The sequence below is a fragment of the Rhodovastum atsumiense genome (assembly GCF_937425535.1).
Classification (GTDB): Bacteria; Pseudomonadota; Alphaproteobacteria; order Acetobacterales; family Acetobacteraceae; genus Rhodovastum; species Rhodovastum atsumiense.
This window is the reverse complement of the sequence record NZ_OW485605.1, coordinates 17,300-34,816: the sequence shown is the minus strand read 5'-3', so window position 1 is coordinate 34,816 and position 17,517 is coordinate 17,300. Positions and strand designations below refer to the sequence as shown.

General features: G+C 68.6%; 21 protein-coding genes. 16 read left to right on the top strand and 5 right to left on the bottom strand.

Annotation, left to right across the window (positions count from 1 at the left end; genetic code table 11):
* Positions 1 to 24: 24 nt before the first annotated feature.
* From NBY65_RS31810 to NBY65_RS31755, 12 genes are all read left to right on the top strand, one after another.
* The gene (locus tag NBY65_RS31810; RefSeq protein ID WP_150041033.1) at positions 25 to 297 is read left to right on the top strand and encodes a hypothetical protein; all 273 of its coding nucleotides are present in this window, start codon (positions 25 to 27) and stop codon (positions 295 to 297) included.
* Positions 284 to 592 (top strand): hypothetical protein, encoded by a 309-nt coding sequence (locus tag NBY65_RS31805; protein ID WP_150041034.1) that lies wholly within the window; start codon positions 284 to 286, stop codon positions 590 to 592. Before NBY65_RS31810 ends, NBY65_RS31805 begins: the two co-directional genes overlap by 14 nt.
* A 339-nt stretch (positions 593 to 931) precedes the next feature.
* Positions 932 to 1,501 (top strand): hypothetical protein, encoded by a 570-nt coding sequence (locus NBY65_RS31800; protein ID WP_150041035.1) that lies wholly within the window; start codon positions 932 to 934, stop codon positions 1,499 to 1,501.
* An 88-nt stretch (positions 1,502 to 1,589) separates the two neighbouring features.
* The gene (locus tag NBY65_RS31795; RefSeq protein WP_150041036.1) at positions 1,590 to 1,991 is read left to right on the top strand and encodes a hypothetical protein; all 402 of its coding nucleotides are present in this window, start codon (positions 1,590 to 1,592) and stop codon (positions 1,989 to 1,991) included.
* Between the two features lie 298 nt (positions 1,992 to 2,289).
* Positions 2,290 to 2,976, top strand: a complete 687-nt coding sequence (locus NBY65_RS31790; RefSeq protein WP_150041037.1) for a hypothetical protein — start codon at positions 2,290 to 2,292, stop codon at positions 2,974 to 2,976.
* Positions 2,977 to 3,006: 30 nt separating this feature from the next.
* Positions 3,007 to 3,477, top strand: coding sequence for a hypothetical protein (locus tag NBY65_RS31785; protein ID WP_150041038.1), 471 nt, complete (start codon positions 3,007 to 3,009; stop codon positions 3,475 to 3,477).
* Positions 3,478 to 3,515: 38 nt separating this feature from the next.
* A complete protein-coding gene (locus NBY65_RS31780) occupies positions 3,516 to 4,442 on the top strand; it encodes a hypothetical protein (protein WP_150041039.1) in 927 nt (308 codons plus the stop codon).
* Entirely contained in the window at positions 4,430 to 5,137 is a 708-nt protein-coding gene (locus NBY65_RS31775; RefSeq protein WP_150041040.1) for a hypothetical protein, read from the top strand. The genes NBY65_RS31780 and NBY65_RS31775 overlap by 13 nt, the downstream gene beginning before the upstream one ends.
* A complete protein-coding gene (locus NBY65_RS31770) occupies positions 5,134 to 5,391 on the top strand; it encodes a hypothetical protein (RefSeq protein WP_150041041.1) in 258 nt (85 codons plus the stop codon). Before NBY65_RS31775 ends, NBY65_RS31770 begins: the two co-directional genes overlap by 4 nt.
* 2 nt (positions 5,392 to 5,393) lie before the next feature.
* Positions 5,394 to 6,191 carry a phosphoadenosine phosphosulfate reductase domain-containing protein gene (locus tag NBY65_RS31765; protein WP_150041042.1) on the top strand — a complete coding sequence of 266 codons (798 nt, stop codon included), beginning with the start codon at positions 5,394 to 5,396 and terminating at the stop codon, positions 6,189 to 6,191.
* A 77-nt stretch (positions 6,192 to 6,268) separates the two neighbouring features.
* On the top strand, positions 6,269 to 6,847 hold the full coding sequence (locus NBY65_RS31760) for a hypothetical protein (protein ID WP_150041043.1): 579 nt from the start codon (positions 6,269 to 6,271) through the stop codon (positions 6,845 to 6,847).
* A gap of 82 nt (positions 6,848 to 6,929) precedes the next feature.
* Positions 6,930 to 7,523: a hypothetical protein gene (locus NBY65_RS31755; protein WP_150041044.1), complete on the top strand. Its 594-nt coding sequence runs from the start codon at positions 6,930 to 6,932 to the stop codon at positions 7,521 to 7,523.
* Positions 7,524 to 7,582: 59 nt separating this feature from the next.
* Here NBY65_RS31755 and NBY65_RS31750 read toward each other — a convergent pair whose 3' ends face one another.
* The 5 genes from NBY65_RS31750 to NBY65_RS31730 all read right to left on the bottom strand — a co-directional run bounded on the left by NBY65_RS31750 (position 7,583) and on the right by NBY65_RS31730 (position 10,572).
* Entirely contained in the window at positions 7,583 to 8,218 is a 636-nt protein-coding gene (locus tag NBY65_RS31750) for an IbrB-like domain-containing protein (protein ID WP_250266046.1), read from the bottom strand.
* Positions 8,212 to 8,487, bottom strand: coding sequence for a hypothetical protein (locus NBY65_RS31745; protein WP_150041045.1), 276 nt, complete (start codon positions 8,485 to 8,487; stop codon positions 8,212 to 8,214). The genes NBY65_RS31750 and NBY65_RS31745 overlap by 7 nt, the downstream gene beginning before the upstream one ends.
* A 1-nt stretch (position 8,488) precedes the next feature.
* Complete coding sequence (locus NBY65_RS31740; protein ID WP_150041046.1) at positions 8,489 to 8,950, bottom strand: GNAT family N-acetyltransferase; 462 nt, start codon at positions 8,948 to 8,950, stop codon at positions 8,489 to 8,491.
* Between the two features lie 72 nt (positions 8,951 to 9,022).
* Positions 9,023 to 10,354 (bottom strand): DUF3440 domain-containing protein, encoded by a 1,332-nt coding sequence (locus NBY65_RS31735; protein WP_150041047.1) that lies wholly within the window; start codon positions 10,352 to 10,354, stop codon positions 9,023 to 9,025.
* Complete coding sequence (locus tag NBY65_RS31730; RefSeq protein WP_150041048.1) at positions 10,354 to 10,572, bottom strand: helix-turn-helix domain-containing protein; 219 nt, start codon at positions 10,570 to 10,572, stop codon at positions 10,354 to 10,356. The genes NBY65_RS31735 and NBY65_RS31730 overlap by 1 nt, the downstream gene beginning before the upstream one ends.
* A gap of 270 nt (positions 10,573 to 10,842) precedes the next feature.
* Here NBY65_RS31730 and NBY65_RS31725 point away from each other — a divergent pair, with 270 nt between their 5' ends.
* From NBY65_RS31725 to NBY65_RS31710, 4 genes are all read left to right on the top strand, one after another.
* The gene (locus tag NBY65_RS31725) at positions 10,843 to 11,994 is read left to right on the top strand and encodes a C2H2-type zinc finger protein (protein WP_162530561.1); all 1,152 of its coding nucleotides are present in this window, start codon (positions 10,843 to 10,845) and stop codon (positions 11,992 to 11,994) included.
* Positions 11,995 to 12,084: 90 nt separating this feature from the next.
* A complete protein-coding gene (locus NBY65_RS31720; protein ID WP_203330493.1) occupies positions 12,085 to 14,154 on the top strand; it encodes an ATP-binding protein in 2,070 nt (689 codons plus the stop codon).
* A complete protein-coding gene (locus NBY65_RS31715; protein ID WP_150041050.1) occupies positions 14,154 to 16,520 on the top strand; it encodes a Z1 domain-containing protein in 2,367 nt (788 codons plus the stop codon). The genes NBY65_RS31720 and NBY65_RS31715 overlap by 1 nt, the downstream gene beginning before the upstream one ends.
* A complete protein-coding gene (locus tag NBY65_RS31710; RefSeq protein ID WP_150041051.1) occupies positions 16,513 to 17,508 on the top strand; it encodes a PD-(D/E)XK motif protein in 996 nt (331 codons plus the stop codon). The genes NBY65_RS31715 and NBY65_RS31710 overlap by 8 nt, the downstream gene beginning before the upstream one ends.
* Positions 17,509 to 17,517: the final 9 nt, after the last annotated feature.

The window sequence follows — 17,517 nt, the reverse complement described above, 5'->3', positions numbered from 1 at the left end:
GCTGCCAAGGCAAGGGAGGCCCTGATGCTCGAGGACGACCTCGAAACCAACGCGACGGCCAGCTCGCCCGTGCTGACCCTCGTCGAGGGGATGACCTCGCTCCGCCGCCAACTCGCCACCGCCGCAGCGATCGCTGACGAGCGCCGACGCGCCGCCCTTGCAGCCTGTTCGCCGCCGATAGAGCCGGGTCTGCCGCCCCGGAACGAACACGTCGCCGCCGTCGATGCCGAGCTGGCCCGGATACTGGCCAGCGTCGAGTTCGCGGACTTCCTTGAGATGACCGATGGCGGACTTTGACCGCTGGCGCGACGTGCCGCCCGGCTACCTGACGCGTACGCAGTGGCGCCGGGAAGGGCGCGATGTCCTGCTTGGCGAGCAGCCTGATCACCGCGTTGCCGTCCAGGGCGGGTTCAACGCCGCCCTGTGGCGCGAGGGCCAGACCCGCCCCTTTGGCGGCCGTGCTGCGGACATCGCGGCCGCCAGGCGCCAGGCCGACGAGCAAGCTCGCTGGGCCGCCTACGACGCGCGGGTGGCGACTGTGCTCGCGGCGCTGCCGACGCCCCGGTGCATGGGGGGAGACCGGGCGGCATGAAGTCGCCGACCTGCACCTGAGGCCACCCTGCCCGCCGCAGCGCGGGGCGGCTGACGGCCGAATAGTGCGGCCTGGGGAAGCGCCGGCGGCCGTCGTGGAGGAGGGTGGCCTGATCAGCAGGTGGGTCGCCGTCTTCGCTGAGGGGCAGACCGAGCGGCTGCCGGGTGGCCAGGGAGCGTGCGGAAACCAAGGGAATCCGGCACGCTGATGGACGCATCGTCGTCTTGACGGCGGATCGACCTGCGATCATAGTCCCCAGCATGGGACAGATTGGGACCTCCTTGCGAATAACGACCGCAGCCTGACCGGCTGTCGTCCCCCCTCACGCAAGGATTTCCAATGCTCACTGCCGACCTGGCAGGCGCAAACGCGCCTGCGCGCCCTGTCGCGCCCACCCCCGTTCGCCAGAAGCCGCCTCGCCCCGAAAAGGCGACCGTCGAAACGAGCTCGGTCATCTACAAGGCCCGCGGCATCGGCATCTGCGTCTGCATCAGCCCCTGCAGCGAAGAGGCCGTCACCATGTTCCGTGGCGGCGGCATCACCCTGGGCATCATCCCCATCACCGCCGGCTACATCTGGCTTTTGCGAACCGGCATCGGCTCGCTCGCCATCCCTTACTCCCCTTGCCGGGTGGCCTACGGCCTGCACACCCTGCCGTGGGCCAACCCGTACGTTTCGCCAACCGTCAGCATCTCCGTCATGGACGGCCGTGGCGTGATCCGGTCCGCGATGCGGATGCCGCTGTCGACGCAATTCGTCCGCGCCGTCGAGGCAGCCCATGCCCAGGCCGTCGAAGCGGGATCGGTTTCCCGTGCTCGCTGGGATGGCGAGGTTGCCGCATATCACCGCCGCTACCCGCGCGCCGAAACCGCTTTCGCCCACGCGGCGGCGGTCTGTTCCGCCGCGTAAGGCGGCCACACCGACGAGCGCCGGCACAGCCGGCGCTTCCCCCCATAAACCCACAGGCCGTCCTGCGAGGCGGCCCCCAGGAGACGATATGACCCCCGATGCAATCCTCGGCCAGCGCCTCGGCGCGCTGATCGCCCTCTATGCCTATGGCCTCGAGACGGCAGGCCTCGGCCTCCGCGTCCGCAGCCTGGTCGGAGAAACCTTGCAGTCCCCGGCGCGCGGGCTGCCCGCCATCGCCGCGGCGTGGCAGCGTTCCGGCGCACCGCGGCTTGAGCAGCGCAACCCGACGGTCCTCGCGCGCGTCGAACGCGAGATCGGCGAGATCGCGGGCGAGATCCCGGCTGGCGTGTCCATTCCCGCGTACGCCAGCGACGAGACGGCGGCTGCCCTCGTGATCACGCACGCCGCGGCTCACGCCGTGGCCCGCAAGGGCGGAAGCGTGACGGCCTGGCTGCGCGGCCGCGAACCGGGCGGGGAACAAGCGGTCTGATGCACAAAGGGCGCCGTCACTGACGGCGCCCGGACCGCCGAGATGCGCACGTGCGGCATGGCATTCATGCATTGCTGAAATAACAGAAGCGTCACGAACAGAATTTTCGGCGGTTTCTGGTCGCGTTGTCAACATTTCTGGCTGCTGGCTAGGTAGATTATGTAACAACGACAAAGAAGACGCCTCTAGTTACACTGGACGGCGATCCTGCGTGCCCCATCTTGTCCCCACCACGGGACAGGACTTGCCTCACATGCATCCCTGCTCATTCGCTCTGGCCTGCCTCGGAGAGGACGCCGTGCAGCCCACCCACCGCGAAGCGTACCCGGAAGAGCCTGCCCGCTGCGCTGTCTGCGGCGGCGATGCGCACGCTTATGGCCGGGCGTGGCGCCGTGAAAAGGCCATCTCGGAATCGTTCGGCCCCTCCGAGAGCCTTTCCGTCCAGCACAGCCGCGCGGTCTGCTGCGCCTGCGTGCACTTCGCAATCGGCAAGACCTTCCACGCGACCATCGTGCGGCGCGGCCTGCAGGTGAAGCTTTGGCCCCAGGCGTCGTGGCGTTCGTACTCCCACATCTTCTCGGAGAGCCTGGGGCACATCATCCCGCGCCGGGAGGACTGGCGGCGCGTCCTGACATCACCGCCCGGGGGCCGCTTCATGGCGGTGATGACCAACACCGGCATGAAGAACCTCGTCTACCGCGGCCTCATCGCTGAGGACGGCGATCTGTTCGCGATGCTCGTCGAGGACAGGGCCGTTTGGGTGAACCCTCGGCTGCTGGGCGACATCGTGCTCGCCTTCGAGGCGGCCCTCGCCGACGGCCTGCGCCGTGACGACCTGCTCAGCGGCGACTACTCGGCGGCATCCATCTTCAAGGTCGGCCGTGCGACGTGGCAGGTCCACGAAGAAGCCATCGGACAGTTTCGTAGGCAAAGCCTGCATCTCTTGCGCCTGGTCCACGCAATAGCAGCCAGCCCGGCGCGCTAGACCACCCAATCCACGACATCGGAGAGCCTTATGACACTCGGTTTCGACACCGAGCGGGCGGACGCGTCTGTTGCCGCTTTGCTCATCTACGTCGTCTACCGCTCGCGCGACGTCGCGCGGCTCAAGGTCAGCCTCGACATGTGGTCGCGCATCGAGCGGTTCGTGAAGGCCGCCGCGAAGCGCGCCGACAGCCTGCCCACGTTCATCGAGCGGCTGATGCCCCGCCTTGGGTGCGAGGTGCTCCGCCCGGTCCGGGAAGCCGGAGAGGAACAGGGGGCGACGCGCGACTTCGCATCGCTGACCTCCATCCTCGACGCCCCGCCCGCCGACCCGCATGCCGTGCTGCGCGTGCTGCACCGCGAGACGTCGCTGTGCGTCCTGCTCGTCCGGGAGCGCCTCGAGCGCGAGCGCGTCGCCCGTGAGGCCGCCAAGGCCGCCGGGAAGCAGGGCGTCATCGATGAGGGAGCTGAGTTCCAGCTGGAGCTCTTCGAGGCCGCCTGACCTCTCACCAGACATCCCATCCTTCAAGGAGACCACACGTGCCCAACAACGTCCTCAAGACCATCAAGCTGACCGGCCACTTCACCGCCCTGTCGCCCGTCTCGCACATCGGCGAGGTCGTCAGCACGACGGCCTACCTGGCGCAGGACATCATCGTGCAGCCGGACGGCAGCGTGGTGGAAGTGTTCTCCTACTCGGGTAACGGCTGGCGCGGCGGGCTGCGCGACATCATGGCGCGCCGCGTGTGCGCCGCCCTGGACTGCCGCCTGCCCGGCGATGCGTTCCACCTCCTGTTCAGCGGCGGCCGCCTGGACATGGCCGAGAAGCGAGTCGACCTGGAGGCGGCCCGTCGCATCCGGGCGACCGTGCCGATGTTGGCGCTCCTGGGCGGCGGCGTCGGCTCCGAGATCCTGCAAGGGCGGCTGCGGGTGACCAACAGCTACCCGCTGTGCCGCGAGGCCATCCCAGTCCTGCCGGAGGAGGACCACGCCGAGGCGTCCGTCATCCGTTACGGCAGCCTGACGTGGGAGAAGGAGTTCTCGCGCAAGGACGACGGCAAGCTGGGCTGGACCGCCGACTGGTTGGCGCGAGACGAGGCGCCCAGGAACACGAGGGTCGCCGACCAGATGCGGATGACCTCCGAGCTGCTGGCGCCCGGGGCGAAGCTGCGCACCGAAATCCACGGCGCCTATGTCAGCCGCGTGGAACTCGGCTGCCTCGTCGCCGCCCTGAACGATTTCGGCGCCAGCCCCTTCATCGGCGGCCAAAACAACAAGGGGCACGGGCTGGTCAGGCTCGCCTACGCGCTCGTCGCCGACGGCAAGCGGCATGAGGGCTTCGTGCGCGTGTGCCCGCACGACGGCGTTCGCCTGTCGCCGTTCGCCCGGGAGGTGATGGGCGAATACGAGGCGCACCTGGCGGCCAGCGTCGACGCGGTGAAGGAGGTGCTCGGGTGCGCAGCCTGACCTCTCTCGAGGTCACCCAGGGGGCGTTCCGCCCCCTGACGGTGACCGCCTACACGCCCGCGGGCTACGCCTCGGCCGACGCGTGGTCCCCCAGCATCGACGGCATGCTCGCCTGGGCGGCAATGCGGGAGCGCCTGGGCCCCGACTTCGGCACGAACCTAGACCTCGCGCCCGTCGAAGGGTTGCCCCTGCAGGTCGTCATGCACGGCGACCTGTGGTGGTACGCAGCCGGGATGCCGGAGCCGTCGGAGATCCTCGGCCAGCGCGACAAGTACTTCCATCGGCGGTTCAACAGCGTGGACGCCGAGCGCTGGTTCAACGGCCGGAAGGTCGAGACGGCGACGGGCCCGCACAAGAACCTCCGCAAGCCTCACTTCGTCAGCACGTGCGCCAGCGTGTCGTGGAAGTGCATCGGCGACCCGAGGGAGGTGGAGCGCTTGGTAACGCAGATGACGTCTGTCGGCTCTGGCCATTCGCGCGGACTGGGGCAGGTCAGCCGCTGGGAGATCAGGGATGGCTTCGCGGGCGAGATCGTACGCCCGGTTCCCATCGGCTACGCAGAGGAGCACGGCATCCGCGGGCGGCGGGCGATGCACGCTATCCGGCCGCCCAAGCACCTCGCGGCAAACAGCGTCATGTGCGTGGTGCCCGACCCGTTCGAGGCCCTCGCCGCAAGCGCGAGGGCGGCGGCATGAGCATCGCCGGCGGCTACTTCGTCACGCCGCATGCCGTCCGGCGGTTCCGGGAGCGCATCGCGCCGCTCCCGGAGCGCCATGCGCTGGCGGCCATCATCAAGTCCTTGGAGTCGCCTGACGTGCGCCTGAAGCCGCAGCGCGATGGGGTGACGGTGGTGGTCCGCACCAGGGCGCCCTTCCGCTTCCGGGCCTTCGTGGTGCCCTCGGAGCACCCGGGCGGCATGCCTGCCGTCGCCACCATCTTCGAGGGCTGACGATGCGCTACGTCCAGGACTTCAGCATGGAGGCCGCGCGCCTCCATGCCAGGCTGCCCGCCCACAAGCGGGCGGTCGAGCGCGCCGCCGGGCGCGTCCGCGAGGCGCTGGCGGCCGCACCGGGCACGTGGGCGGTCGGCTGCTCCGGGGGCAAGGACAGCACCGCCGCGCTCGCCGTCGCAGTCGAGGCGGGCTGGAGGGGCCCGGTGTTCCACTTCGCCTACCGGGGCGACTACGACCCGCAGCCGACGGCGAACGCGTGCGCGCTCGCCGTCCGCTGGGGGCTGCCGTTCGTCATGGTCGAGGTCGCCTCCGAGATGGAGGCCATCGACCGCGTGGGCGCTGACCGCTTCTTCGCGCCTGGCGCTGTCGGCCAGGAGGCCGTCACGGAGGCGGCTCGCTGGTGGGAGCGGACCTACAAGGCCGAGCTCACGGCGTTCCAGGAGCGCCAGGGGTGGACGGGCATCATCATGGGCATGCGCCGCGAGGAATCGATGGCGCGCGCGATCACCATCTCTCGCAAGGGCTGGCTCTACCGCGTCGCCAGCCGCCCCGGATGGACATGCTGCCCGCTGCACGACTGGAGCGGGCGCGATGTCTGGGCAGCAATCCTTGGCCGAGGGCTGCCCTACCTCGCGCGCTACGACGAAGCGGAGGACCGCGTCTGGGAACGCTCGGACGACGCCTGGTTCGCGCCGAATGTCTGGGCGCGCGGTATGGCCAGGCGCATCCAGCTCCGCGACCCGGAACTCTGGCACGCCCTCGTCGAGCGCTACCCCGGCCTTTCCCAGGAACTGTGACTTTCCCCCGGCGCACGCCGGGAAAGCGGACAGGCCGCCCTCGCAGCGCGGCCGCATGCCGAGAAAGGAAGATGCCAGTGGAAACCACCATCAACAGACTGCCCGGAGCTGTCGGCGATACCGTAATGGACGCGTCTGGCAGTTTCGGGCTGCGCTGCGCGACACCAGGAACGGTCTGCGCCGTCGGGCCGACCGGACGTTCCTCCAAGTGGAGCGTCAACAGAGACATCGCCGCCGACCTCATGGCGACCTGCATCGGCAGGCTCACCGATTCCGACGCGCGCATGTTCGACGAAGTCTGGGACGAGGAGGCCGAATTCTCGGTCTGCGGCATCATTGATGCCCTGGCCGGATACTCGCTCCCCCTGTTCGGCCTCGAGCATCCCTCGCCCTGCGAGGGGGCCCGGCCCGACTACCTGCTCCGGCTGCAGCCGTGCCGCGACGGGTTCGTGAGGCTCGCGGCGTTCTCAGGTGAGATGTCGGTAAACGGCACGACCCCCGAGACCGCCGTGACCATCGCATGCCGCTGGGATGCCAGCGATGTCCTGGAAAGCCTGGCGTCCGAGTTCGGCCGCCAGTCGGAACAGGTCGCCCGCGCCGCGCTGGCGCGGTGGGACTCCGAAACCGCGCCGCTGTCGTTCGCTGCGGACGCGTGACCCCATCCGGCTCGCCGCCGGCAACAGGGAATGGCCGCCCCCGCAGCGCGGCCGCCATCACCATCACCAAGGACACCAAACCATGACCACGACCATCATCCCACAGCTGCTGTCGACGACCGTCATGGACGCCTCTGGCCTGTTTGGCATCGAGCGGACGGGAACCGACATGCTGCGCGCCGTCGGCCCGCACGGACACATCTCCGAGTGGGCGGTCACCGATGCCGTCGCCGAGCAGCTCGTTCTGTGTGGGATGCCGGACGGGGACGAGATCGCCGCCATGCTCGAGGACGGAGAGTGCGACGAGGCCGCGAACGAGGCGTGGCAGTTCGTCAACGCGTGGGACCACATGGCCGAGGGCACGGTCCTCACGCACATCGCCGCCATCCTCTCCAATGTCGGCGCCAAGGTCCGGCTCCGCTGCGGCCTGGCCTGGGTGCAGCCGTCGCCGGACGGACTCATCTACCTCGCCACGGCGTTCGAGGAGCGGTCCTCCGTCGGCGTCCGTCCGGAGGCGGCCGCTTCCATCATGAGCTGGTGGGAGGGCGTGGACGCCGCCGCCGACCTGGCGTCCGAGTACGCCGAAGACCCGGCCGACATCGCCAGGGCCCTGCTGCGGCGCTGGGACATCAACGCCGCGGCGATGGCGGCGGCCGCCGAACGCACGGCGGCCTGACGCGAAGCGGGGCGGCCGTGGGACCGCCCCGCTTCCGGGTCGCCCTGCTCAGCCGCCGACTATTCCCAGGCTTTCGAGAACTCCCTGTCGGCGAACGCCGCCGCCAACCCGGTCGTCTGTCTGAGGCGCAGGACCTCGTCCGCGTCCATGCCGAGTTCCTTGCCGATCTTCTCCTGGTCCCAGCCGCGCCGATGGAGGTCGACAACGATGTCGGCCATCGTGTCGACGCTGTGCTTGCCGCGTGCCCGGTTGTGCCTGATCGTGGCGGCCATCCGATCCTCGCGCGACGTCCGGCCCGCGTTGATGACGGCGATCGGCAGCCGCCCTTTCACGCGCTTCCGGACGGCGCCGACCTCGCGGCCGACGCGGTTGCGGTGGAAGCCGTCCACGATTTCGTAGCGGCCGTCTTCCTCCGACATGGCGACGATTGGCTGTGTGTAGCCGTCCGCCTGGATAGAGAGCTGCAGGAGACGCATCTCGGGCGGGGCGACCGAGTTCGGGTTGTAGTCGTTGGCGTGAACGGCGTCCTGCCTGACCCAGATGACACAATCTACCGGCTCGCTCCGCATCGGCGAGTGTTCGTGCAGCGCCAGCCGGATCTCGTTGACCGCGTCCATGCGCGCGTCGTCCGGCAGGGCGTCCAGTTCGGCGAAGAGCGCCTTGGCCTGGGCGACGATGTCCTGTGTGCTCACGATGCCTTCCCCCTTATCTTGCCCGCCAACTTCCGCAGCGAGGCGGCCTGGCGGTCGTGTTCGGCAGCCTCGGCCTCGAGGAGCGCCGGGAGCGCCGCAGCCACCCAGGCAGGAACCGGGCGGTCGCCGGCGACCCACATCCGCACCAGCCTGTCGGAGAGTTCCTTCTTGGCGCCCGACGGATGCAGCGGCCCCAGGGCGCGCGCCATCGGCCGCTGCCAGTCCGCCCCGAAGGCCGCCTCTCCGGCGGTCCTGAGGAGGTCCAGCGACATGTCAGGCCGCCTTGGCCGTTGGGGCTGCGGTCAGGTCGCGCTCCATGTAGGACCACGAGCCGCGCTGCTGGTACGTGGCGAACCCGCGGGCTTCGAGGGCGCGCGCCAGGACGCGGGTGCAGACGCGCAGGTGCGTGACCTCCGCCGACCGCGCCAGCGCGATGCGGCGGTCGAACAGCTCCTTCCAGATCCCCTGCCAGCGGTGCGATGGCTTCACGTAGCCGAAGTCCAGCCACGCCGGGTCGCCCGACTTCCTGGGCGCGACGAACGCGCCGCAGCCGACGACCTCGTCGCCGTCAAGGGCGAACACCCAGGTGTAGCGCTCGTTGTTGACGATCTGGCTGCCGATCTCCTTCACGGCCGCCGCATCGGTCGCGAGCGGGCCCAGCTTCACCCAGAAGGCGGCGCCGTCGGCCTGGGTCAGCGTCACGTAGGTGAGGGCGGTCTCGGTGTGCTTCGTCATCTTCCCCTCCGTGCCGACCTCGCGTCGGCTTGTGTTCCTAATATATAGGAACTATTGCGCATAAGGCAAGCGTCATGCGCACGCCGAATGCGAGAAAGTTGTTGACGCTGCCTCGGAGGAAGCCCCGCTGGCCATGATGCCCCACTCCTCGCGGCGCCTGGCCATGATGCGCTGGTAGCGCTCGTAGCTCTGGGTCTTCGTTGGCGAGAATCCAATGGTCTTGCACCAATAATCGTTGCGCATGAGGCACTTGCAGACGCGGCGCCAGGAGGCGACGTCCTTGACCCCCGTGTCGCCGTCCTTGCTGTCGGGGATATTGAGGTCGGGGTAGCCGTGCTGCTGGTAGTAGCGCAGCCACGTGGCGATCTTGCTCCGGTAGTGCTCCGCCGTGGCATGCGGCATCGTGTCGAGCAGGAACTCGGCGTACGCCTTCCAGGTCGGCATGTTGGGCGGGAGGCGGACCTTGCCGACCCCGGCGACGTTCCCGCGCTCGCGGCTGTAGAGCGCCCCGGTGTTGGCGCCAGCCACACGGTTGACCACCTTCTGCCAGGTCTCCGGCTCGACGATGTGGTAGAGCCAGAGGCCCTTCCTCTGTTCGTCGCCATACGGCTCGCAGATGCGCATCTGCGAAAGCTTGAGGCCCGCCTTGTGCATCATGTCGTAGAGCGGGTTGTAGGCCAGCCCGAACTTGCCCAGGTAGGTGAACAGATCCTCGGTGCGCCAGTCGTAGATCGGCGAGCAGTTGTAGATCGGCGCGTCCGCCGTCCCCAGGTTCAGCTTCACCGTCCAGGACCGACCTTCCAGGCGCTCGTGACCGATGCGGACGACCTCGCCCGTGTCGGGGTCGATGCGGTCCCGGCCGCCGCGGTCGACGACGTCCATGTAGCGCGTGCTCGCCTCGTCGCCCCTGATGCCCAGGAGGCAAGCGGTCGGCTTGCCGCCGGAATACCAGACGGCGAAATCGCGCACGAACTCCTCGAACGTGTCGTGCGGCTTGAAGAAAGGCAACCGGTCGGCCGGGAACGCTTCGGGCGGCATCTCGCGAACCCAAATGTCGCGCTTGGCCGGATCCCACGGCGCCCATTCCGGCTCGATCTGGCTGCACGCATTAGTGGTCCGCAGCGGGAGGCAGATCCAGTGCGGCTCGATACAATCCGCGTACTCGGCCAGCATGTGCCGGACGTGCGCGATCGTCATCTCCATTTGGGCTTCCCAGTCGATGAAGAGCAGCCCGATCCGGCGGCCGCGCCTGCGGGCCTCGGCGCAGGCCAGGTGCATCAGGACCGTACTGTCCTTGCCGCCGGAGAAGCTCACGTAGAGCCGTTCCGGGAAGCGGTCGAACGTCCAGGCGATGCGCTCCTTGGCGGCGGTCAGGACGTCGATGTCGAGGTAACGCTTGCCCATCAGACCCGCCCTCCCTCGGCATTCCGGGCGGCCGCCAGCTCGGCCTGCAGGCCGACAACCGCCAGGGCGATCTTGCGCGGCACGGGCAGCTGCCCGGTCTCCCAACGGCCGATGCTCGACTTGCCGACCCCGAGGCGCCGGGCCCACTCGCGCACGGGCAGCCCGGACCGGATCCGCGCTTCCCTCAGGCCCTGGCCGTCCATCTCCCCCGTCGCCATCCGCTCCTCCTCACGCTGTCCCCACAGCGGGGACACACTGAGGTTGGGGCCGGCCAAGGCGCAGATCAAGCCGGCCGGCGAGAAAAAAGTGATCTAAATCAATATGTTGACAAGGATTCGATGCGATGGCGGCCTTCATGTGAAGGGGACGGCCTGGGGGCGCACGGCGCCGCCGGGAAGCCCTGGCGAGCTTGCCGTGTACGGGCAGATTGGGCTGCAATAGCAACGACAGTGCCGGGCGCGCGGCGCCCCTGTGATCGGGAGGCCGTATTGACCGCGGATGTCGCGCCCAATGTGCTTGACGCAATCTGGGCGGCTCTCAAGGCTCCCTCGGAGCGGTCGTTTGCCGGCGCCGAGGGGACAAGGATCGCCCATCTTCTCCGGGACCGCTGGATCGACAGGGTATGCGTCTCCGACCTCATCGAGGACCACGACCAGAGGCTGCGCGACGTGGACCTCGGAGAGCTTGCGCGGATTGCAGGCGTGCCGTTCCGCATGGCCTACCGCCTGACCGGGCGGAAGACGCAACGGTACTTCAGCGGGAGCGAGGCCATGGCGCCGGCGGATGCGGCGGCGTTCATGATCTGGCTGGAACGCCTGGGCTTCGCGGTCGACCCGTCGGCGATGGTGGCGGCCGTCCTTCCAACCCTGAAAGGGCTTGAGCGGGCGACCGACGGGGAGGTGGACGTCCTGAACTTTGCCCACAGCCGGCACCGGATGTTCCCCCTCACCTTGGAACGGGCTGGCGCCGTTCATTCGAGAGGGAAGACCGAGGCCCTGAAGACGCCAGCGCACTACCGCGCCGAGGCGGCCTTCGGGGCGGACGGCGTGCTGCTCCGCCTGACGGTCCACGCGCCGCGCTACCGCCTCCGCCCGGAGCCGGAGCTGACACGCTGCGACGAGTGCGGCATGAGCTACATGAAGGGCGACCCGGACGACGGGGTCATCCATCGCGCCCACCACAAGAAGACGATGCGGATTCTCCAGCCGTCCCCGGACACCCGCGCGGCCGCGGCGCTTGCCAAGGGATGGACGGGGGAAGTGGGAAGCAAGTCGCCCAGGTGGATGCAGGACGCCATGTATCGGCGCGCGGTCGCCTTCAAACGGGAGATGGGGTACGACTTCCCGCAGTGGGATCCCAAAGGGGAGCGGGAACCCACAGTCCGAGGGCACCTGTTCGTCGATCCGGACGGCACGATCCAGGGGGCCTGCTGTTTCAGGTGGCGAGAACGGAATCAGGCCGGGTGGTGGCTTGACTGGATCTGGCTGGCCAAAGGTGCCCGGCGCCGCGGCATCCTGACCCGCCACTGGGCAGGGTTCCGGGCCGCTTACGGTGCCTTTCGCATCGAGCCGCCGCTGTCCGAGGCGATGCAGGCATTCGCGGCGAAGGCGGGGGTGCCATTCGCGCAGGTGCCGCTGTGAATGGCCATCCCGTAGCGCTGGCCGTCAGCCTTCATGGCGCCATGAAGGCTGACGAGATGGTGGGGCACGTATATTGTGGCAACCCATCCGATGCCATGGCACAAGGGTTGCCTTGCCTGCCCCGAGAGCGAACAAGAAATGCGTTTTCTAATTCTGCGCGTGCTTACCCATAGCGAACTGGGAATGTTTCACGAGTATCGGCGGCAGGGAAAAGAAGGCTCCAAGCAGCGCGCTGTGAATTTCGATTGGGATGTTGTTGACCGCGTCTTTCCGGCGGCCAAGGACACCGAGAAAATTGATATCGAAATGCGGTATCAGACTGATACCGGTGTGGCTGAAAGGCCACACTGGTTGAAACGCCAAGAGAAGAACTGGCGACTGGAAGGGAACTGCCCGAGGGACAAGTGCTACGCCTTCGTCGACCCGGGGTGTCTGTTCGCGATGGAGGTCGACGCGAGTACATCCCCAGCCACTGGGGCATGGGCGGTGTTCCCCGAGGATGACGAGGTGGCCCGCTCCATACTCGCCCACGGCGACAGCAGCAGGTTGGCGAGTTCGGCGATGATCGCCCTGCACGGCGATGAGGGCGAGCACGCCTGGCGGACGCTGGCCAAGGCCCGTCCTGACCTGTTCTTGCTCGGGAAGGGCGTCATCGAAAGCGGCGGCGCCACAACCGCCAACGGCAGCGGCAAGGGAATGGAACTGGCTCCCAACCCCAAGAGGCTCGTGAGGATTCTGGCCGCCGTTGGCCACACGATGCACAGCGCCGTCGCCGACCTTGTGGACAACTCGATCAACGCGAAGGCCACGGAGATTGCGATCACCTTCGGGCCTCCGAACGGTGGCCACGGCCGATGGATGAGCATCGCCGACAACGGGGAGGGAATGGATGCGCCCGGGCTTGCGGAAGCCATGCGCATCGGCAGCGACGCCAGCTACGAGGCGAACAGCCTGGGCAAGTACGGGTACGGCCTGAAAGGCGCCTCATGGTCCCAGACAGATGTCTTCACGGTCGTGACCAGGAAGGCCGGGGGCCCGCTGGCATGGATGACCTGGGATGCCAACGAGATGGACGACTGGATCCCGAGCACGGATCCGCTGGAAACCTGGGAACAGGACGCGACGGCCATACCGGACCACGGGACGGTCGTGCTCTGGAAGAGCATGCGCCCGCCGCAGACTATGCCGACGATTAAGGGCCTCGACCCGCATTCCGCGGAGGTCATGGAGCTCGAACGTCACCTGGCTCTGGTGTTCCACCGCTTCCTGGAGGGGACAGCGGCCGGGCGGCGCCCCGTCACGATCACGATCAACGGCCGCAAGGTGGAGCCGAACAACCCGGTCGGCCATCCGCTGGCCTCGCCATACGACATGAAGTCGATCCGGGTCCCTACCGGCACCGGGGACGGCCGGGTGCAGATCCAGGCATTCCTGCTACCGTCGGAAGACGAAATCAAAGCCCACCATGCCGCCCAGGGGCAGGAGGCGGTCGACAGGGCCATCGACCTGATCGGCCTGCACGGCAAAAGAAACGAGACGCAGGGCCTGTTCATCTACCGCAACGACCGCCTCATCAAATGGGGCGGCTGGCACCAGATGTGGTCCACCAACGACGAGAAGACCAAGCTCGCCCGCGTCGTCGTCAACTACGACACCGTCCTGGACGACTCCTTCAAAATCAACATCAGCAAACAACTGGTCCAACTGCCGAGCCAGTTGCAGGCGGAGATCAAGCTGATCGCTGAGGTTGCCCGCAAGGACAGCCAGAAGAAGTACCGCAAATCCGCTTCGGGTTCGCCCGCTGGCGGCTCCGGCAGCGCACACGCGGGGAACGGACACGGGGCGCCTGTGCCGAGGACTACGCCGCCCGTTCCCGGCCAGGCTCCAGGCTCCGGCGCGACAGGGGCGGCGCCAGCTGGCGGGGAGCCGCCGCCGCGCATCGCGGTGAGGCCCGTGGCCACCAGGAAGTTCCTGTGGAAGGTGAGCACGGGGCTGGCGGGCGGCCGCGACGTGCAGGTGAGCGACGCCGCGCCAAGCCTGGCTGCCCTGGCCAAGCGGATCGCCGGCGATCCGGACGCGCTGGCCGATCTCGCCGACTTCCTCGACAGCCTCGACAGGATCGGCGTCCAGCAATCCCTGCTCGGCAGGACCGGAGACTGATGGCGACGGTGCGGGTCGTCGGGACCGAGCCCCTCCTGCCGCACTGGACGGACAGGATGGGGCCGGAATCCTGGCCCCATTGGGGCCGCCTGCAGGCGACGCTCCGCGCCAACCCGCGCTGGAAGCCTCACCAGATTGAATCGGTGACCTCGGAATCCCTTCGGGTCCTGCGGCATCTTCGCGACCCCCTGCGCCCGGCCCCGTTCCAGGGGCGAGGGCTGGTGGTCGGCTACGTGCAGAGCGGCAAGACAGCCAACTACACCGCCGTTGCCGCCCGCGCCGTGGACGCTGGCTACCGCATCGTCATCGTCCTCTCGGGCATCCACGACTCGCTCAGGACCCAGACGCAGCTCCGCCTCGAGCGGGAACTGGTCGGCAGCCAGGCTGGCATTGGCGGCACGGACGGTCCGGGGCGGGAGTGGGGGCTGCTCACGACCGCGACGGAGGACTTCAGGGAATGCGATCCCGGCGTCCTGCAGTCCGACGCGGCGTTCCTGGTCGTGGCGAAGAAGAACGTGAGCGTCCTGGCCAGGCTGGACCGCTGGCTTGAAGCCGCCCAGCCCTTCCTCAGCGACAGGGCGGTCCTGTTGATCGACGACGAGGCCGACCAGGCGTCCATCAACACCCGGGGCAACCGGGCGTCTGATCCGGCGGTCTGCGAGGACGAGGAGGACGACGGCCCGCCGCCCTCCCGAACGAACGAGCTCATCCGCTCCATCCTCGGGCGGATCCCCAAGGCGTCCTACGTCGCCTATACGGCCACCCCCTTCGCCAACCTTCTCGTCAATCCGGCCGCCGCGGACCGGGAGGTGGGGGACGATCTGTTCCCCAGGGATTTCGTGGTCCAGTTGCCGCGGCCGGATGGCTACACGGGAACCGAGGAGCTCTTCGGCGCCTCCGCCCAGGGACGGGATGTCCTGCGCCCCGTTCCTGACGACGACGTGCGGGCCCTGCGCCCGGCGCGGCGGCGGAAGTCCGCCGAGGTCGTGCTGCAGGCGGAGCAGGGCGCGCTCCCAGGGTCGCTGCGCGAGGCCATCCTCGCGTTCTGCGTCGCCGGCGGCGTGCGTTCGCTTCGGCCGTCCCTGGACGGCCAGCCGCACACGATGCTGGTGCACGTCAGCCAGCGGATCGAGGACCAGGAGCGCATTGCGGACGCCATCCGCGAGCAGGTTGAGCTGTGGCGCGAGGCGGACCGGCAGGGGCAGAGGCTGGAGCCGCTATTCCAGGAGGCTTGGGAAGCCTTCCGGGCAAGCGTGGACGCCCCTGCGGACGATGCGGCGGTCGTGCGCGCCTCCATCGCCGTCATGCGGCGGCTGGTGATCCTGGTGCTCAACAGCGTGACCGGAGAGGATCTGGAGTACGAGGAAAAGCCCGGCAGGCACATCGTCGCCGTCGGCGGCAACCGGCTCTCCAGGGGGCTGACCCTTGAGGGGCTGACGGTCAGTTACTTCCTGCGCACGACGGCTATGTGCGACACCCTGCTGCAGATGGCCCGTTGGTACGGCTACCGCAGCGGCTACGAAGACCTGATCCGGATCTGGACGACTGACGGGATTGCGCGCTGGTTCTCCGAGCTCGCCCTGGTCGAGCAGTCGATGCGGGATTCCATCGTCGCCCTGGGGCGGGCGGGCCGCCGACCGGACCAGATGGCGATCAGGCTCCGCGGCCACAGCAGCCTCCTGCTCACCGCCCGCAACAAGTCGTCCATGGCCGTCGCCCGACAGGACTCCTGGTCAGGGGAGCACCCCCAGACGGTTCTGCTGCCTCTGTCCGACCCGGGCAGGCTCCAGGCCAACCGGGCGCTGGCTGACGGCTTCCTGGCCAGCCTTCCGGCTGCGCTGCCATGTCACGGCGGCCTCTTGTTGCGCGACGTCGCCCCGGAGGCCGTCTGCGACTTCCTGAGGGCCTACTGGGTGCACGAAGAGGTTGTGGCCTTCCGGAGCGACCTGCTGGCCGACTGGATCGCGGAGCGCGCCGCCGCCGGGGAGCTCACCGACTGGTCGGTCTTCGTCGCTTCCCCCGGCGAGGCGCCCAGGCAGGCGTCCATCGGCGGCCTGCGCGTCGGGCTCGCCCGCCGCTCGCGCGTCAGCAGCGAAAGCATCGGCATCCTGACGGACCCGCGGCACGAGGGCGTCGACCTACCGGACGGGCCGGACGCCTACAGGCGGGCGGGAGGTTCCTACGACGCCGACGCGATGCGCGGGGCGCGGCCGCCGACCCAGGGCCTGCTGATCGTCTATCCCCTTGATCCGGAACCCCTGGGGGTCACGAGCACGGACGCCGTCATCGCCCTCGCGCTGAGCCTGCCCAACACCTCCGATTCCGCGACGAAGTGGATCGTCAACTCCGGCGTGTCCGATGGCTGAGGGCCCCACTCCCGAGCAATGGGCCGGGCTGAGGGCCGCGAGGCCCGTCGCCGAGGACGCCCTTGCGACCATGCCGGTCACCGCCGGCGGCAAGGACACGCCGGTACTGATGGCCATGGACAGCGCGGGCCACCTGCACCTCCTCGTCCCCGTCCAGCGTGGCCCGGCAGGCCCCAAGCCGCCGGACCTCACCGGCCTCAGGGTGCGCCATCGCCACCTCGAGAGCCTCGGTCAGGTGCTGGACCTCACCGCCACCCCCGCGCACGAGCGGGTCTTCACCCCCGTTTGCCGAGAGGTTGTGGACGCCGTGCTGGTCCAGCGGCGAGATCCATGGGCGGCGGTTGGCGCCATCGTCCGGGCGTGGCAGTCGGCATGGAAGCCAGCCCGCCCGGAGATGGACAAGACCACCCAGGTCGGCCTCTTTGGCGAACTGTTAGTCCTCCAGCGCCTGATGATCCCCTGCCTGGGTCCGGCCGCCGTCGGCCAGTGGAGCGGTCCGGAGTTCGAGCGACATGACTTCGTCGGCGAGCGGCTGCACGTGGAGGTCAAGACGACGCGCAAGAGCCGCCATGAGCATGAGATTTCCCGCCTGGACCAGCTACGGGCCCCGGAGGGCTGCCAGCTGCTGGTGGTCTCCGTCCAGGTGGAGGAGTCCGTCGGCGGGAATGAAACGCTGGCCACTGCTATCGATGCGGTCACCGACCAGCTGCGGGGCGACGCGGCGGCGTTGGACGCGTTCATGGCCAAGCTGGTGAACGTCGGCTGGTCGGACGAGATGGTCAGGTCCGGCGAGCTCGTGCGGTTCTTTCTCCGCGATGCCTCCATCTTCGCGGTCGACGACGAATTCCCACGCCTTCCGGACGACTTCGTGCCGCCTTCCGGCGTGGTGGCCGTGAAGTACACGATCGACCTCGCCAACCTGCCTTCCCTGGGCATGGATGAGGCGACGGAGATCATCAGGGAGACGAATCTTCATACGGCAACCTGACGCAGGCCC

Excerpts from the sequence above, each read along its gene's own strand:
- NBY65_RS31805 (WP_150041034.1), top strand. The coding sequence starts at position 284 with ATGGCGGACTTTGACCGCTGGCGCGACGTGCCGCCCGGCTACCTGACG.
- NBY65_RS31770 (WP_150041041.1), top strand. The coding sequence starts at position 5,134 with ATGAGCATCGCCGGCGGCTACTTCGTCACGCCGCATGCCGTCCGGCGG.
- NBY65_RS31715 (WP_150041050.1), top strand. The coding sequence starts at position 14,154 with ATGGCGACGGTGCGGGTCGTCGGGACCGAGCCCCTCCTGCCGCACTGG.
- NBY65_RS31710 (WP_150041051.1), top strand. The coding sequence starts at position 16,513 with ATGGCTGAGGGCCCCACTCCCGAGCAATGGGCCGGGCTGAGGGCCGCG.
- NBY65_RS31800 (WP_150041035.1), top strand. The coding sequence starts at position 932 with ATGCTCACTGCCGACCTGGCAGGCGCAAACGCGCCTGCGCGCCCTGTC.
- NBY65_RS31765 (WP_150041042.1), top strand. The coding sequence starts at position 5,394 with ATGCGCTACGTCCAGGACTTCAGCATGGAGGCCGCGCGCCTCCATGCC.
- NBY65_RS31735 (WP_150041047.1), bottom strand. The coding sequence starts at position 10,354 with ATGGGCAAGCGTTACCTCGACATCGACGTCCTGACCGCCGCCAAGGAG.
- NBY65_RS31720 (WP_203330493.1), top strand. The coding sequence starts at position 12,085 with ATGCCATGGCACAAGGGTTGCCTTGCCTGCCCCGAGAGCGAACAAGAA.
- NBY65_RS31810 (WP_150041033.1), top strand. The coding sequence starts at position 25 with ATGCTCGAGGACGACCTCGAAACCAACGCGACGGCCAGCTCGCCCGTG.
- NBY65_RS31755 (WP_150041044.1), top strand. The coding sequence starts at position 6,930 with ATGACCACGACCATCATCCCACAGCTGCTGTCGACGACCGTCATGGAC.
- NBY65_RS31795 (WP_150041036.1), top strand. The coding sequence starts at position 1,590 with ATGACCCCCGATGCAATCCTCGGCCAGCGCCTCGGCGCGCTGATCGCC.
- NBY65_RS31785 (WP_150041038.1), top strand. The coding sequence starts at position 3,007 with ATGACACTCGGTTTCGACACCGAGCGGGCGGACGCGTCTGTTGCCGCT.
- NBY65_RS31730 (WP_150041048.1), bottom strand. The coding sequence starts at position 10,572 with ATGGCGACGGGGGAGATGGACGGCCAGGGCCTGAGGGAAGCGCGGATC.
- NBY65_RS31745 (WP_150041045.1), bottom strand. The coding sequence starts at position 8,487 with ATGTCGCTGGACCTCCTCAGGACCGCCGGAGAGGCGGCCTTCGGGGCG.
- NBY65_RS31740 (WP_150041046.1), bottom strand. The coding sequence starts at position 8,950 with ATGACGAAGCACACCGAGACCGCCCTCACCTACGTGACGCTGACCCAG.